Below are 15,118 nucleotides of genomic sequence, written 5' to 3'. Positions count from 1 at the left end.
CGACCAAGCTCTTTTCGGCTGTGCCCTTCACGCTCCTTGAGGAAGGGGAATTCTCTCGGACTGTGTTAAATTCCCCTTTGTTGCCTTACTATAATGCTCGTCTCCTTTAGTAGCCACAGCAATAGTACCAACAGCCCCTGCCAACATAACAATCACAATCACAATTAATGAAATATACATCGTTCTCTCCTTTATTATAGATACTCTTTCTTCTATAATAAAAATATTTAAGAAAAAACGGACCATCCACTTTACTATCTTTTCGACCATCCACTTTTGGGATTTTAACTTTTTCACTTTAAATTACTAAAATGATGACATACAAAAAAACAGACCCACCATCGGAGTCTGTTTTTTGTTTTAGGCTCTGTTTACATTTGTGGCTTGTGGTCCACGTTGGCCATTTTCGATGTCAAATGTTACTTCTTCCCCTTCATTCAACGATTTGTAGCCTTCGCCTTGAATCGCTGAGAAGTGAACAAATACATCTTCGCCACCTTCACGCTCGATAAAGCCGAAGCCTTTTTCACTGTTAAACCATTTTACTTTCCCACGTTCCATTGCTTTGTTGCCTCCTAATATCATTCACGAAATTGCAATTTTACTTGCTCACTTAGTATTGGCCATATTTGGCGATTTTATACGAAAAATCACGACTTAATTTCCAAGCAATACCTTGATCCCTCTAACAATATTCCAAATGAAAAAATATAATCCGATTAGGGCAAAAACAATATACGTCATAATAATGCCAATCCCAGCAGTCATTTCTCCTTGTGCACCCAGCCCAAGCACACCAGAAAATAGGATACCAGCAATCAATAGGACGTATGGAATCAAATGCGTCCAAAAAGCACGTTTCGCATGATTCTTCACCTCTCCACTAGCAATAAAATACACGATAACAGGAAATAAAAACGGGGCGAAAAAGATACTAAAATAACATAACGATGATAAAATTTTATTTGCTCTCATGATGCTTCCCTCCTAACTCTTTTATTTTGACATACAAAGAAAAAACTGACTAATAAAAAAAGCTGCCCTAAGGCAACCTTCTATACTATATTTACATAATTTTCATCTGGGATTGTATCGTTCCAAGGTGGAGTCCTTCATGGAACAAGGAAAAATTAAGAATATCATCAATACTCGTCAGCACAAGCGGTCCAATTTTCACTTCATTAGCAGGCGCATCTGCTAAACGATCTTGGAAATGTGCTTGAACGCGTTCAACTTGTCCTTTGAGCAAGTCGATGATCTCTTCTTTTGATGCCGGATTTTCTGACCAATCCGCTGGTTTCGTCCCTGTTGCAAAGAATGGCGCATATTTTTCCACATCCGATTCATAATTCGGATCCGCTTCCTTTAGAAACCATTCCATCGACACATAGATATGACCTGCGTTCCATTTCACTGTGTTCGAAAATCCTTCTGGCTGAACATCCCACTTTGCTTCATCAATTGCCTCCAGCGTCCGAAGTGTCACTATTCGACTAAAATTAACTCTTTCCCACATTGCCAAATCAATCCCCTCCTATTCTACTGCTCTTTCATTATAAAGCATGCATGGATGTTCTCCAAAAGAAAGGCATCAATCGATCAACTACTTGTAGCCAGGCGCCTGATGAAGGGGCCTGGTTTTTTCATTTAAATATTCATGAGCCGATATAATCGCTCTTTATTTTGATTGAGCTGCTCTTGAAGTTGATTCACTGGCTCTTGATGAGGACTATTTTGAACAGCATTCATGAGCGCATTGTCCGCTTGCTCAATCATATTTCTCGCTTGTTGAATGGATTGCTCGGTTGGATGCGATTGTGCTTGTCCCACCGCTGTCGTTGCGTGTTCCACTGAATTCCGCAATTGCGAAATGACATTTTCATTTTTCCAGCTCATTTTTGTATGATCATCCATAACTAACCCCTCCTTTTTTCCTTACTATGGCTTCCGTTGAAATTTTTTATGCGAAAAAGTGCCCTTTTTCTTCTTTGTTTTCTATATATAAAGTAGAAAGACATACATAAGGAGGAGAAAAATCAAATGAATGCGTCTCAAAACCAGACACAGATCCAGACACTATTCCCAACACAAACCGCGACCTTTAATAAAGAAGAAGAAAGAAAAGAAGAAGAAATGATAATTATCTTTTAGTAAATAACGATAGACTTTCCTACACCATATTGGTAACTTAATGTAAAACAGATACTATTCTACAGGGGGAACAAATGTTGATTTATTTATTAAGTGCAATTATTTTCATTTCCGGGATCGCTTATCTATTCGCGGTTAAAGCCGATTCTTCTTTTTGGAAATATGTATTAAAACCGGGGACGATGGTGTTCATTATTTTGTTAGCAAGCACCGGGTTAAAGGAGCCTACTTTCTATGTCATGTGGGTACTTGTCGGGCTGTTATTCTCCGTTTGCGGCGACATCTTTTTAATGCTGCCAAGCAACAAATTTTTACAAGGGTTAACGTCTTTCTTGATCGCACATATTTGTTATATTATTGCGTTCACTAATGGCTTACAAGATTTTATAATTGAATGGCGTATCATCGTACCCCTTGCTCTTTTTGGAATTTTTTATTACAGCTTTTTGTATCCTAGTTTGAAAAAAGAAGGCAATCTCGTCTTACAAATCGGTGTCATGATGTATATTGCCGTCATTTGCTTGATGTTTACGCAATCGTATGTAACAGGCAGTCAATGGGCAGTTATTGGATCTTTCTCCTTTCTCGTCTCTGACGCCATCCTTGCCTACGACCAATTTCATAAACAATTTCGGACCGCCCATTATTATGTGATGATTACTTACTACTTAGCACAATACTTGATTGCGTTGAGTTTGGTCTTGTAACAACTGAAAGCCAGTCAGTCTCCGTCAGACCCGCTGGCTTTTATCTTTTATAAATAATTGCTTTCCACCGAATAAGCTAATCCATTCCCTATGCTGTAAAAGCAAATTTGAACATTTTTCCTCAACAATACAGAAATGTTCACTCATTTTCTCCATCGCTAATTGATCATTAATTTTCTTCAATGTCATCGCTCTAACATAATTAAGTCTTAACTATCACAGTTCGACAAAAGTCGGGGAGTGACAAGCACCACTTCTTGATCTCTTCTTCTAGCTGCGGATGCGTCGGCTTACCGATTTGGTTTTTATATTGCTTCTTCACGTTTAGCACGCTTTTTTCTCCTGTATATTCGCGTAGCACATGATCCATATCCTTCACCACATGGCAGTGAATATTGTCCTTGCCTAATGCAGCCACCGTCTGTAAATCAGCGGCCTTGGTTTGCACATCTTTCTCACCTGTGATTGCTAGCACTGGACAAGTTGTTTCCTTTAAGTGATTCAATATAGCCCCATCAGTATAATGTAAATGCTCGCGCAGCCACTTAGCCGGAAATTTTTTGAACTGAAGCTTAATGACATCTTCTTTAGAAGATAAAATCTTATCAAAAAACTTCTGCTGTTTTTCCATCACTTTCTTTTCCGAAACGAGCTTTCGAAGCAAGAACCCCTTGACTCCCTTCATCTTCTTCACTTCTTCTGCGACGCCCCTATTTTGATATTCCATCGCTGTTTTCAACGAAGTTCCCGCCCCCGCCAGCAAAATCAATCCAGCGACTGGAGATTTTGAATGAGCAATCGTTGTTAAAATACAGCCTTCACTATGCCCTAATAAAACAATACGATTCGGATCTACATAAGATAAACTTCTCAAAAAATCAACCTGGCTCATCACATCATCGACTAAGTCAAACATCCCCGTTTTATCGGCATCTCCTTTACTCTTCGCCACTCCACGCTTATCATAGCGAATCGTCACAAAGCCAAGGCTTGAAAAAAACTCCGCTAATTCCTTATAAATGTTCATTTGAAAGTTTTTCATATTTCCATCTCGATCAGCTGTGCCGGTACCACTTACGATCACAACAGCTGGATGTTGTTCATGCTCATTTTCTGGAATCGTTAACGTCGCACTTAAAACATATTTCCCTTGAACCATGACGTCCATCGTTTTCATCTTCTTTCCCCCTATTCATCTTTCCCAGGCATCATCGTAAATGAAAATTTCCGCAATGTCCGTTGATCATTCGGCTCATTCCTCGCGACCTTCATCAACGCCTGTTTCATATCCTCCAAAAACGCATCGCATTCTTCATCACTTAAATAAAATGGGTAGCTTCTAAATCCGACACGATCTTTTTCCATATCATAATCTTCTGTATTCACATACTGCTGAAAATCGGTTAGTAACGACATCGCAAATGTATAAAATAGCTGAAAATGCTCTTCCTTGCCACCTTGCTCCACCGCTTCTTGAATTTGCTGAAACGGATTGATTTTTAAGCGGTACACCTTTTCAACCGTGCCTCTTATTTTATTCTCCTCACAAATTTCTAAAACCTCATCCTTTACCAGCTTATTAATATGTCTATATAAGCTCGCTTGCGGGATATCTGGCAATTGCTCAGAGATCACTCGAGTTGTTACTGTTTCCTGACCTAACAACGTCTGCAAAATCCTCATTCTAATCGGGTTTAATAGCCCGCTTAATACTTTATGATCCATCTTCTCCACACCTTTTTATCACTTTTAATTATATTATCATTTTTGATAACATAATACAATAAAGAGTTGCGATTTTCCTCCTTTTTTTGTAATAATATAAAGTATATTGATATTTTAGGAGGTCTGCCCATGAGGCGTTATGGAAAAATTTTCGCACTCCTACTCTGCTTACTGCTTATTTCCGCGTGTTCAAATGAACCAACCAACCCAACCGAAAAACCAACTGAATCGCCCACATCAAAGACAGAAACAATGAAACCCGCCGCACGAACCGTTGAAGAGATGATTTCACAACCACCAGGTGTCCTAATGAAAGAACATTTTGATGAGGACATCGAAGCCGTTCGAACAGTTAATTGGACTCAATATCGCGATTTCTATGAAAAAGACTTTAAACCTATGATGGAAAAAGAAATCAGCCATTATTTCCAAAAACAAAAGAACCCAACAAGTGATGCAGTATACGATTATCTCGTGTATCAGCTTGGTTCCGGACAATATGAAAAATTCTACCGACCACTACATGACTTCCAACATGGATTTCAAGCTCCAGAATTGCCCACAGAAGAAACCTCCGTCGAAATGAAACAAAAGCAAACCAATGTAGTTATTTTGATGGATGCAAGCGGAAGCATGAAAGCTACAGTTCCCGGTGGAGTCAAAATGGATTTAGCGAAGAACACCATTCAAGAATTTGCATCGGAGTTGCCTGAAGGAACCAATGTATCTTTGCTCTCCTATGGCCATATCGGAACGGGAAACGATGCGGATAAGCAAAAATCCTGTGCAGCCATTGAATCGGTTTTTCCATTAGGTCCATACGATCAAACCACCTTTAACGAGGCGACGAATTCCTTTCAAGCGAGCGGATGGACACCATTAGCTGGTGCCATCAATCAAGCATCCGACATTCTTGCCGCTTATCCCGCTGAAGAATATAAAAATATCGTCTATATTGTCAGTGATGGGATTGAAACATGCGATGGTGACCCTGTTGCCACAGCGAAAAAACTACAAGAGCAAAATATTCAAGCCAAGGTTAATATCATTGGGTTCGATGTCGATGATCAAGGTCAAAACCAATTAAAGCAAGTAGCAGAGGCTGGCGGCGGTGAGTATGTGACCGTAAAAACGAAAGACGAGTTGGAAACGCAAATTATTGAAAAATGGCGACCTTCCATCTTTGAAGTAATGGGGAAACAAGGCGTGCCATTAGCTGAATATGTCAACCAATCTCAAGAGCTCGTCAATTATTACACTCATTTACATGATTTAAGTAACTATGAAAAATATCGGATTACAGACGCGATTTACTTTTTAGCAAATGAACAGCTAATTGACGAAGAAACAAAAAAGGGAGCACTTGCACTAGCTGATGAGATGAACAAATTGCGTAACGATCACTTCAAGGAATCATACGAAACGAAAAAGCAAGAACTAGAAGAAGCGAAAAATACCATTGACCAACAAGTAGCGGATTGGAAAAAACAATGGGAACAATAACGTGAAACTTCAATCAGTGAGGGATTTTCTTCATTCCCCACTGATTGAAAGGCGATGAGGATCAAATATCCCCATCGCCTCTTTCCACTCATTTACTCACTAACATTTCTATTTTTACCGATAATGATCATAATAGTCTTCTGAAATCACCTTCATCTCTAAAGCTTTCTTAGGAGAAAGTAAAAAAATCGGACTTAATATCAAGAAGAAATAAGAACCTACATAAAACAATGCCGCGATTACTACCGAGTTTGTAGGTACGAGCACTTCATTCGCGATCCATATAGCAATCATTCCAATTACCCCCAACATGACACTATAAATCAAAAGAAGTTTAGATCGCTTATATCGGCCATTCGCATCTAAATTATTCACCTTCAACACCATGGATCTCCTATTAAAATAGCAAATAGCAAAAATAATGATGTACAATGCCAACGTGAGCCACATACTCCAAGTACGGAACGTCAAGTGTAACATTGGAATATAACAATAAAATGTCATCATTATCAACATAATAAATACATTAATCGTTCTTACATGTACACCATCATGTCCGTATTTCAACCACACAATATATAAAATAAGCAAGAAGACAGGAACCAGCCCTATACTGAACAAAAACCAAGTTAAATCTTCCGTAAGCGCTCCAAATAAAAACGAAAAGATCACAGCAAGAATCGTCACCTTTGGTATATTTGTCTGCCTAACCTTTTTCCTCTTCATCCCATACCTCCTTTTTTGGTTGTTTTCCTTATACCCCCATCATTGATCGATAAACAAAGGAACATCCCCGTTCAAAACTAGCAAGTAGAATCCCCATACACCATATATATGAAAGGCTAATCCACTAATAAAACAGTGAGTGACAGGCATCCATCAAATTTGCTATATTTGGTATAAATAACTACTAGAGGGATTGTTTCCATTTTGTTTAATTTTCATAGTGCTAGATATAAACCTATTCTGATTGTGTGTATAACTTTGTTTTTGCTTACTAGTTTTCGTCTTGCATGGGTAGCCTATCATTCGACTCCTGATTACCGGCTTGCTAAGCAAGGCGTTTTGGATCTTAGAAATATTGATTTAACTGATGAGGATTCTATTTCGCTAGATGGAGAATGGAAATTCTCACCTGAGATCCTATTGAATCCTCAACTAGATGAAGATACTTCGTCCGATACCGAGATTATTTCCGTACCTACAAGAGGGGGCAAGGATTGCAACGATCAATTTGGTACGTACAAGTTACGTATTTTACTTAATCAAGATCAAGGCAAAAAACAAACTTATGGAATTCGAATTCCAGTTACCAACACCGCTTATAAATTATTTATTAATGGCCAGCAAGTAGCTAAATCAGGAGAAGTGGCAGAAACGAGTCGTCAACATAAGGGACAATATAGTTCGGATACAGCTTTTTTTGCAACAGATCAAAGTGAAATTGAAATCGTCATGCAAGTCTCTAATTTTGATACACCTGAAAATGCAAGCATTGAGAAATCAATCAAATTCGGTTCTGCTACATCGATCATTCATGAACAACAGTCTACTAAAACAATGACAACGCTAGCCATTATGGTTCTGCTGTTGTTCAGTTTATATACGATATTGATTTATATTTTTATCTATCGAAAGAAAATCCTTCTTTTTTTCACTGTTGGATTTCTCTTTACGGCGATGGATGAATTCATCAACTACAATAAATCTATACTTGAGTGGCTGCATCTTGATTATGATTGGTCGATCAAAGTCACCCAATTTATTTATCTTGTTTCTGCATTTTTCTTTATGCAATTAATCAGGAGTTTGTTAACCGAGTATAAAAAAGCGAAAATATTCCGTTGGTTCAATATTTTATATGGCCTATTTGCATTGTGCATTTTACTGCTTCCCATCAAATTCTTGTTTTTTGGAGGGGTTTTATTTTCTTTACTGTATCTCAGCTCTTTTATTACAGTGATCGTTCTAGCTTTGAAATTATATGTCCAACAACAGGAAGAGTCCTTTTTTCTAGCCTTAACTGCTTTAAGTACAACATCTGGGATCATATGGGTGATCATTAAAAGCGTTAACTTACAAGAAATACCATTCTATCCCTTCGATTATCTATTTGCCTTTCTTGGATTTTCTCTTTTCTGGTTTAAACGTTTTCAACAAACGACCAATGAATCTAAGAAGCTTGTTCACCAGCTCAAACAAACCGATAAATTAAAAGATGATTTTCTAGTAAATAGCTCTCAGCAATTATGGACCCCTCTTAATGAGATGATAACGATCGCTCAAACTATACACGATCGCAACACAGGCTCTATCCCTTTGGAAGACAAAAATGATTTAAAGCTTCTCATCGATATTGGTCGCAGCATGTCATTTATGCTCAATGATCTGCTCGATTTCACTCGATTAAAAGAACAATCGATCCATATTCATCCGCAAAGCACCAACATTCATGCAGCATTATTTGGTGTTTTCGATATAGTGAGGTTTATGACTGATGGGAAGAAAATTCAATTGTTATCGACTATTCCGGATTCATTTCCTAATGTACTAGCGGATGAAAAACGACTTATTCAAATCCTGTTTAACCTATTGCATTACGCTGTCAAATTTACAAATGAAGGCTCCATTATTGTTCAAGCGGAACATAACGATGACACAGTAACCATTCAAATAAAAAGCTCTGGTCTCACTATAGATGAAGAAACAAAAAGTCATTCAACAATGACTGAACGTGGCGAAGAGCTTGGGCTGAATGTTTGCAAACAATTAATTGAGCTGCACGGCGGATCATTACATATCCACTCTATTCCTAATCAAGATTCCTTCTTTTCCTTTACACTGCCTATAGCTAGAGGTCTAATACAGAAGGATGAAGAACTAGAAGTGGACTCAAACGAGGAATCGGATATCAACGATCGTAACGATCACTTCCAACTGCAAGAAAAACCATCTAATGAATCATGCTTTACGATTCTAGCAATAGACGATGATCCCATTAATTTGAAGGTCATCCGTAATTTCTTCCCGTCCGAACAATATGTAGTTGTAACAGTCACAAGCAGTAAAGAAGCGTTAGACTTATTAAATACAAGAGATTGGGACTTAATTATTTTAGATGCCATGATGCCAAATATGTCCGGATATGAATTAGTACGTTTGATTCGCGAACAATATTCGGCGTTAGAGCTTCCTATTCTTTTATTAACAGCAAGAAGTTACCCTGAAGATGTGTATACTGGTTTCGCCTTAGGTGCGAATGATTATGTGACGAAACCGATCAATTCGCTAGAGTTAAAGGTTCGGAGTCAAGCCCTTATTGACTTAAAACATTCCATTAACGAACGTCTTTGTATGGAGGCGGCGTGGCTTCAAGCTCAAATTCGGCCACATTTTCTTTTCAATACATTAAATACGATCGCATCACTCAGTACCATTGATACATCGAGAATGGTTCATCTTCTGAACAAATTTGGGCATTATTTGCGTCAAAGCTTTGACGTGAAAAATTTAGAACGTGTCGTTCCAATAAAGCACGAGCTTGAACTTGTGCGTTCTTATCTTTACATAGAAAAAGAGCGATTTGGCGATCGCTTACAAATTATTTGGGAAGTAGACGAGAAACTAACATTAGACATTCCTCCCCTTTCCATTCAGCCATTGGTAGAAAACGCCATCCTCCACGGAATTCTAAAAAAAGCGAAGGGTGGTACCATTTGTATTCGAATCACTGATCATCCAACCTTCACCACAATAGCTATTATTGACGACGGCGTGGGCATGGATGAGGCAAAATTGAAACAAGTCCTTGATGAAAAAATACCGGGAAGAAAAGAAGTCGGCCTCCTCAATATAAATAAACGCCTGAAGCGGATTTACGGTCAAGGATTACAAATCAAAAGTTCACCTAATCAAGGAACAGAAATGACTTTTAAAATCCCGAAACTTGTAAAGTAATAAAGTGAACCTTCAATCAGTGGGGGTTTTCTTCCTCCCCCACTGATTGTTAGTTGAACGGATCGGGCGTTTACGGGCTGTTGATCCCCCACCTACACGGCTATGCTCCTTCTGCCATGTTGAGGTGGGGGTCTTACAGCCCGTTAATGCGGGATAAAAAGCAATCACCTTTGAACCTTGGGCCTAAAGTGTACCCTATAGAGTAGACACTAAAAAAGTCTACCTATAGGGTACTTTTTTGTATAATAAAAAACACAACCAGAGAAATTGACATGGAGACGGAGAAATTATGAGTAAAAAGGTTTTTACAGAAAAAGAGATCAAGTTGCTATCAATTAATCCTTACGTTAAATCTGTAAGTTTAAAAGGAATTACCTATACAGATGAATTTAAACATATTTTTATCGCAGAAAAAAAGAAAGGCAAGTTTGCCAGAGATATATTTGAACAACATGGTTTTGACATAGATGTTTTGGGGAAACACCGGATTAAGTCAGCTAGTAGAAGGTGGAATGATGCTTACAATGAGGGAGGGATAAGTGGTTTACGTGATACTAGAACTGGTAACTCAGGGCGTCCTAGAGAAAGAGAATTATCCCTAGAGGAGAAAAATGCTCGCTTAGAAGCACAAATTAACTTGTTAAAGGCGGAAAATGAACTTTTAAAAAAGATTCGATTTGCAGAAAGGGGGATGAAGAAATAGCACTTCCTCCTAGCCGAAAGTATATCCTTATTCGATCAGTTATCGAAAAATATCAATTAAAAAATATAGTGAGCTACCTATGTAAAGCAGCTGGCGTCTCAAGAAGTGGTTATTATAATTATTTCTCAAAAGCGTCGCAAGAACAAAGGAAGCTAAAAGATGAAAAAGATGAGGTAGTAAAGGGGATTGTCTTAAAGGCCTTCCATTTTAAAAGACGGAAAAAAGGGGCACGTCAAATCAAAATGACTTTGGCGGGTCAATTTGGTGTTGTCTACAATTTAAAGCGCATACGGCGAATCATGAAGAAGTATGGGATTATATGCCCTATCAGAAAGGCAAATCCTTATAGACGAATGATGAAAGCCACACAAGAACACCGAGTTGTACCAAATCTATTGAACCGGCAATTTAAGCAAGGTGTCCCTGGAAAGGTACTCCTAACCGATATCACATATTTATATTACGGAAAGGGTCAGAAAGCCTATTTGTCGACAATTAAAGATAGCTCAACCAATGAACTCTTGGCCTATCACGTGTCAGACCGATTAACCATGGATTTAGCTACAGGTACCCTTCTGAAGTTAAAGAAGAATCGAAACTTTAGAAAGACAGAAGATGCCTTGATACACTCTGATCAAGGTACCCACTATACACACCCTGATTTTCAAAAGTTAGTGAAGAAACTTGGATTACGTCAATCCATGTCCAGGCGAGGTAACTGTTGGGATAATGCTCCGCAAGAATCCTTCTTTGGGCATTTTAAGGACGAGGCCTATATTAAACCATGTATAACACTAGAGGAATTAAAACGTGAAATTAAGCAATATATGATTTATTACAATAACTATAGGTATCAATGGAATCTAAAAAAGATGACCCCTGTTCAATACAGAGATCATCTTCTAAAAACTGCCTAGGCTTTTTTAAAATGTCCTTTACAAAGGGTACACTTTAGGCCTAGCCCAGGGTTTTCTTTTTCATCAAAAAGTCCCTGAACCCTATTTATAACGCATCAATAGGAAATATGATCCAAATTAATTAAATATTCTCTTTATATGAATTTGAAATAAAATTCTGTAAAAATATGTTGACTTTCACAAACCATCCCACTATAGTATACATATCTTATAAGTATACTATGAATTAAAAAATGAGTGCCGCATTGTGAACAAACGATATGTCAGCTCATTGAATCAAAACAATAAAGGAGAGTTGAAAGATGAAAAGGAACAAAATAGTAAAAATCGTCGCCGCTAGTTTCGCATTAGTCACTATATTAACGGGATGCGGCTCATCTGAAACGGAATCAAACACTTCCACCACTCAAGATTCTGATGTAAAAAAAGTAAAGGTTGCCTATGACCAAGCGTCAAAGCCGATCTCTTGGCTCGATGAAAATGGCGAACCAGCTGGATATGATGTGGAAGTCATGAAATTGGTCGATGAATTACTTCCAGAATATGAGTTTGAATACGTCGGTACTTCAAGTGACGACTTATTACTTGGGGTGGAACAAGGAAAGTATCAAGTAGGGGTCAAAAATGCATTTTGGACACAAGAAAGAACCGAGAAGTTTATTTTTCCTAAAGAGTTCCTTGGACTAAGCAGCGCAGGTCTTGTCTTAAAGAAAGAAAATGAAAAAATCAAATCCTTATCCGATTTTGCTTCTGCTGAATTAACATTAGCTCCTATTGCAGCCAATAACGCTCAATACACCATTGTAGATGAATACAACAAAGCCAATCCGAAAAATAAGGTGAAATTAAAAGCTGGTGATTCCTTTAGCGTGGACGTTGTTCAATGGGTCAATGAAGGACGAGTAGACGGCGGGATCATGATCGAAGGACCTTTCCAAAAACAAGTAACTGACAAAAATGGCCCTTATCATAATTTAGTCAATGACGTTGTTTATAATGAGTTCGCCGTCATTAAAACATGGCCATTGTTCAATAAAGACGAACAAGAATTGGCTGATGCGTATGATCAAGCCATTAAACAAATTAAACAAGACAAGAAAACGAATGAATTGAGCAAAGAGTTTTACGGACGGGATTTATTCGAAGTGTTAGATCAAGTGAAAAGATAACCATTAGCGGGAGCCCCCTCTCTCCCGCCAAGCATAGGAGGTGAACAAGTTGGAGAAATATTTCGATGCGACTTATATATGGCAATCGTTTTCAATGTTGCTGCCTTTTTTAAAAGTAACCTTTCTAGTCTCCATTCTTTCTGTCATTTTCGGTACTATTCTTGGCTTCCTTTTAGCCATTATGAAGCTCAGCGGCAATCCGTTTGCCAAGAAGCTAGCCAATGCCTATACGACAGCGATTCGTTGTACCCCATCCATCGTGTTACTGTTTTTAATTTATTATGGCGTACCCGCTCTATCTGAACAATTTGGGGTTAATTTAGATCAAGTGGATAAAATGGTGTTCATCGTCATCACCTTTTCCCTTCAGTTTGCTGCTGCCATGTCTGAAGTCATCCGCTCTTCCTATCAAGCCATTGATAAAGGGCAGTTTGAAGCGGCTGTAAGTGTTGGATTGAGTCCGATTCAAGCATATAGAAGAATCATTTTTCCACAAGCCTTTGTTGTGGCCTTGCCAAACTTCGGCAATAGCTTACTAGAATTAATAAAGGAAGGCTCCTTAGCTTATACGATCGGCTTGATCGATGTCATGGGCAAAGCTAGTCTAATCATCGATGGCCGTTACAACGCACATGCTTTAGAAACATATATCGCCCTATCAGTGATTTACTGGGTGATTTCGATTGCGATCGAACAAACCTTTGCGAAATTGGAAAAAATATTTAGCAAAGGCAAACAAGTATTAAAAACAACTTAAGGAGGTGATAACGTGTCCGAAAGTTTAGATTACCGCTTTTTAGTGGATACATTTTTTGTCGCTTTATCCGGCGTACCAATTGCTTTAGCCGTTACAGTCGTCTCCTTGCTTATTGCTTTGCCGTTAGGATTTTTGCTCGCCTTAACGAGGGTCAATCGAATTCCGGTGCTTCACCGCTTCGCCCAAGTGTATGTTTCCTTTATTCGCGGCACCCCCATTATCGTTCAAATTTTTATCGTTTATAGCAGTATCCCTTTATTTTTATCTATACTGTTTGAAAAATATAAGATCGGAATAAACGTGTACGACATTCATCCCATTTGGTACGCCTTCATCGTGTTTTCATTCAATACAACAGCAATTCTAATCGAAGTCTTTCGCTCAGCACTCAGTACGGTGAACAAAGGACAGCTTGAAGCGGCTTACTCTGTCGGTTTAACGAATGTGCAAGCCTTTAGAAGAATTATTATTCCACAAACATTAGTTGTCGCATTGCCTAATCTTTGTACGGCCACTGTCAACTTGATTAAAGCAACCTCTTTAGGGTACGCTCTGTCCCTTCAGGAAATTACGTTAAAAGCAAAAGTAGCTGCCAATGTTGGCTACAACTACGTCGAAGCATATATTGATACTTTCCTCATTTACCTTATTCTATGTAGCTTAGTGGAATACTTATTTAAACGTTATGAAAAACATGTAAGCAAATACAAAGTCGTTAATGCATAAGGGAGTGTTGAGGAAATATGTTAGAAATTAAGAACCTTCACAAATCATTTGGAGAGCATCCGATCTTAAAAGGGGTCGATTTACAAATAGATAAAGGGGATGTCGTCGTTATCCTTGGGCCAAGTGGTTCCGGAAAAACAACCTTGCTTCGCTGCATCAACTTTCTTGAAAAAGCCGATCAAGGGCAAGCCATTTTCGGAGAGCTAGAAGTCAACTTAAACAAAGCTTCAAAGAAGGATATTCATGCTGTTAGACAGAAAACGGCCTTCGTCTTTCAAAACTATAATTTATTTAATAATAAAACCGCTTTAGAAAATGTCACTGAAGGATTAATCATTGGCAGAAAAATACCTAAAGCGCAAGCCAATGAAATCGGCCAGCAAGTACTAAATAAAGTGGGTCTATCCGAAAAATACGATGCCTACCCTAGCGAACTATCCGGCGGGCAACAGCAACGAGTAGGAATTGCTAGAGCTGTCGCTTTAAATCCCGACATTATTTTATTTGACGAACCGACTTCCGCTCTAGACCCAGAATTAGTTGGTGAAGTGCTCACCGTGATGAAAAACATTGCTAAAGAAGGAACGACAATGCTTGTCGTCACTCATGAAATGTCCTTTGCCCAAGACGTTGCCAACAAAGTCATTTTTATGGATAGTGGCGTCGTTGTCGAAGAAGGCACACCTAAAGAAATCTTCACCCAACCAAAAGAAGAACGAACGAAACAATTTCTAAAAAGAGTCATCCCCGAAGAATTTACCTATTACATCTAAACAAATGCCAGGCACCCGCCAAAAATCGAC

17 protein-coding genes are annotated in these 15,118 nt (G+C 38.5%); 8 read left to right on the top strand and 9 right to left on the bottom strand.

Translation table 11 applies throughout. The features are described 5' to 3' along the window. Positions 1-27: 27 nt before the first annotated feature. The 5 genes from WDJ61_RS03430 to WDJ61_RS03410 all read right to left on the bottom strand — a co-directional run bounded on the left by WDJ61_RS03430 (position 28) and on the right by WDJ61_RS03410 (position 1,914). Positions 28-180: a hypothetical protein gene (locus WDJ61_RS03430; protein ID WP_338753167.1), complete on the bottom strand. Its 153-nt coding sequence runs from the start codon at positions 178-180 to the stop codon at positions 28-30. A 180-nt stretch (positions 181-360) separates the two neighbouring features. Further along, positions 361-561: a cold-shock protein gene (locus WDJ61_RS03425; RefSeq protein ID WP_094834552.1), complete on the bottom strand. Its 201-nt coding sequence runs from the start codon at positions 559-561 to the stop codon at positions 361-363. 96 nt (positions 562-657) lie between these two features. After that, positions 658-975 (bottom strand): DUF4870 domain-containing protein, encoded by a 318-nt coding sequence (locus WDJ61_RS03420; RefSeq protein ID WP_338753163.1) that lies wholly within the window; start codon positions 973-975, stop codon positions 658-660. Positions 976-1,066: 91 nt separating this feature from the next. Continuing rightward, positions 1,067-1,516, bottom strand: coding sequence for a DinB family protein (locus tag WDJ61_RS03415; RefSeq protein WP_338754687.1), 450 nt, complete (start codon positions 1,514-1,516; stop codon positions 1,067-1,069). Between the two features lie 131 nt (positions 1,517-1,647). After that, positions 1,648-1,914 carry a hypothetical protein gene (locus tag WDJ61_RS03410; protein WP_338753161.1) on the bottom strand — a complete coding sequence of 89 codons (267 nt, stop codon included), beginning with the start codon at positions 1,912-1,914 and terminating at the stop codon, positions 1,648-1,650. Positions 1,915-2,225: 311 nt separating this feature from the next. Between WDJ61_RS03410 and WDJ61_RS03405 the strand changes: the two genes are divergently transcribed. Continuing rightward, the gene (locus WDJ61_RS03405; protein WP_338753159.1) at positions 2,226-2,858 is read left to right on the top strand and encodes a lysoplasmalogenase; all 633 of its coding nucleotides are present in this window, start codon (positions 2,226-2,228) and stop codon (positions 2,856-2,858) included. A 24-nt stretch (positions 2,859-2,882) separates the two neighbouring features. On the opposite strand, the gene WDJ61_RS03400 is transcribed toward WDJ61_RS03405, so the two are convergent. From WDJ61_RS03400 to WDJ61_RS03390, 3 genes are read right to left on the bottom strand one after another with little or no spacing between them, the layout of a single operon-like run. Further along, entirely contained in the window at positions 2,883-3,041 is a 159-nt protein-coding gene (locus WDJ61_RS03400; RefSeq protein ID WP_338753158.1) for a hypothetical protein, read from the bottom strand. A gap of 19 nt (positions 3,042-3,060) precedes the next feature. After that, positions 3,061-4,035, bottom strand: coding sequence for an alpha/beta hydrolase (locus WDJ61_RS03395; RefSeq protein WP_338753157.1), 975 nt, complete (start codon positions 4,033-4,035; stop codon positions 3,061-3,063). A gap of 11 nt (positions 4,036-4,046) precedes the next feature. After that, entirely contained in the window at positions 4,047-4,583 is a 537-nt protein-coding gene (locus tag WDJ61_RS03390; protein WP_338753156.1) for a helix-turn-helix domain-containing protein, read from the bottom strand. Positions 4,584-4,712: 129 nt separating this feature from the next. Here WDJ61_RS03390 and WDJ61_RS03385 point away from each other — a divergent pair, with 129 nt between their 5' ends. Next, entirely contained in the window at positions 4,713-6,086 is a 1,374-nt protein-coding gene (locus tag WDJ61_RS03385) for a vWA domain-containing protein (RefSeq protein WP_338753154.1), read from the top strand. A 114-nt stretch (positions 6,087-6,200) separates the two neighbouring features. Here WDJ61_RS03385 and WDJ61_RS03380 read toward each other — a convergent pair whose 3' ends face one another. Further along, positions 6,201-6,812, bottom strand: coding sequence for a hypothetical protein (locus WDJ61_RS03380; protein WP_338753152.1), 612 nt, complete (start codon positions 6,810-6,812; stop codon positions 6,201-6,203). 204 nt (positions 6,813-7,016) lie between these two features. Between WDJ61_RS03380 and WDJ61_RS03375 the strand changes: the two genes are divergently transcribed. The 6 genes from WDJ61_RS03375 (at position 7,017) to WDJ61_RS03350 (ending at position 15,088) form a co-directional block, all read left to right on the top strand. Then, positions 7,017-10,043 carry an ATP-binding protein gene (locus tag WDJ61_RS03375; protein ID WP_338753150.1) on the top strand — a complete coding sequence of 1,009 codons (3,027 nt, stop codon included), beginning with the start codon at positions 7,017-7,019 and terminating at the stop codon, positions 10,041-10,043. A gap of 289 nt (positions 10,044-10,332) precedes the next feature. Further along, positions 10,333-11,663, top strand: a protein-coding gene (locus WDJ61_RS03370) for an IS3 family transposase (protein WP_413789052.1) whose coding sequence is annotated in 2 segments (ribosomal slippage) — positions 10,333-10,744 and positions 10,744-11,663 — 1,332 coding nt in all. Because the reading frame shifts where the segments join, the coding sequence is not laid out codon by codon here. A gap of 302 nt (positions 11,664-11,965) precedes the next feature. Continuing rightward, positions 11,966-12,832, top strand: coding sequence for a transporter substrate-binding domain-containing protein (locus tag WDJ61_RS03365; protein WP_338753148.1), 867 nt, complete (start codon positions 11,966-11,968; stop codon positions 12,830-12,832). 40 nt (positions 12,833-12,872) lie between these two features. Then, positions 12,873-13,589: an amino acid ABC transporter permease gene (locus WDJ61_RS03360; protein WP_413789051.1), complete on the top strand. Its 717-nt coding sequence runs from the start codon at positions 12,873-12,875 to the stop codon at positions 13,587-13,589. Between the two features lie 12 nt (positions 13,590-13,601). Beyond that, positions 13,602-14,315, top strand: coding sequence for an amino acid ABC transporter permease (locus WDJ61_RS03355; protein ID WP_338753145.1), 714 nt, complete (start codon positions 13,602-13,604; stop codon positions 14,313-14,315). Positions 14,316-14,332: 17 nt separating this feature from the next. After that, positions 14,333-15,088, top strand: a complete 756-nt coding sequence (locus WDJ61_RS03350) for an amino acid ABC transporter ATP-binding protein (protein ID WP_338753144.1) — start codon at positions 14,333-14,335, stop codon at positions 15,086-15,088. Positions 15,089-15,118: the final 30 nt, after the last annotated feature.

It is taken from the genome of Bacillus sp. FJAT-52991, from assembly GCF_037201805.1.
Taxonomy (GTDB): Bacteria; Bacillota; Bacilli; order Bacillales; family Domibacillaceae; genus Bacillus_CE; species Bacillus_CE kandeliae.
This window is presented reverse-complemented; position numbering and strand designations above follow the sequence as displayed.

What these genes read in the sequence shown, in the direction of transcription:
- WDJ61_RS03420 (WP_338753163.1), bottom strand. Translation starts at nt 975, where the DNA reads ATGAGAGCAAATAAAATTTTATCATCGTTATGTTATTTTAGTATCTTT.
- WDJ61_RS03365 (WP_338753148.1), top strand. Translation starts at nt 11,966, where the DNA reads ATGAAAAGGAACAAAATAGTAAAAATCGTCGCCGCTAGTTTCGCATTA.
- WDJ61_RS03415 (WP_338754687.1), bottom strand. Translation starts at nt 1,516, where the DNA reads ATGTGGGAAAGAGTTAATTTTAGTCGAATAGTGACACTTCGGACGCTG.
- WDJ61_RS03385 (WP_338753154.1), top strand. Translation starts at nt 4,713, where the DNA reads ATGAGGCGTTATGGAAAAATTTTCGCACTCCTACTCTGCTTACTGCTT.
- WDJ61_RS03395 (WP_338753157.1), bottom strand. Translation starts at nt 4,035, where the DNA reads ATGAAAACGATGGACGTCATGGTTCAAGGGAAATATGTTTTAAGTGCG.
- WDJ61_RS03405 (WP_338753159.1), top strand. Translation starts at nt 2,226, where the DNA reads ATGTTGATTTATTTATTAAGTGCAATTATTTTCATTTCCGGGATCGCT.
- WDJ61_RS03425 (WP_094834552.1), bottom strand. Translation starts at nt 561, where the DNA reads ATGGAACGTGGGAAAGTAAAATGGTTTAACAGTGAAAAAGGCTTCGGC.
- WDJ61_RS03410 (WP_338753161.1), bottom strand. Translation starts at nt 1,914, where the DNA reads ATGGATGATCATACAAAAATGAGCTGGAAAAATGAAAATGTCATTTCG.
- WDJ61_RS03350 (WP_338753144.1), top strand. Translation starts at nt 14,333, where the DNA reads ATGTTAGAAATTAAGAACCTTCACAAATCATTTGGAGAGCATCCGATC.
- WDJ61_RS03430 (WP_338753167.1), bottom strand. Translation starts at nt 180, where the DNA reads ATGTATATTTCATTAATTGTGATTGTGATTGTTATGTTGGCAGGGGCT.
- WDJ61_RS03390 (WP_338753156.1), bottom strand. Translation starts at nt 4,583, where the DNA reads ATGGATCATAAAGTATTAAGCGGGCTATTAAACCCGATTAGAATGAGG.
- WDJ61_RS03380 (WP_338753152.1), bottom strand. Translation starts at nt 6,812, where the DNA reads ATGAAGAGGAAAAAGGTTAGGCAGACAAATATACCAAAGGTGACGATT.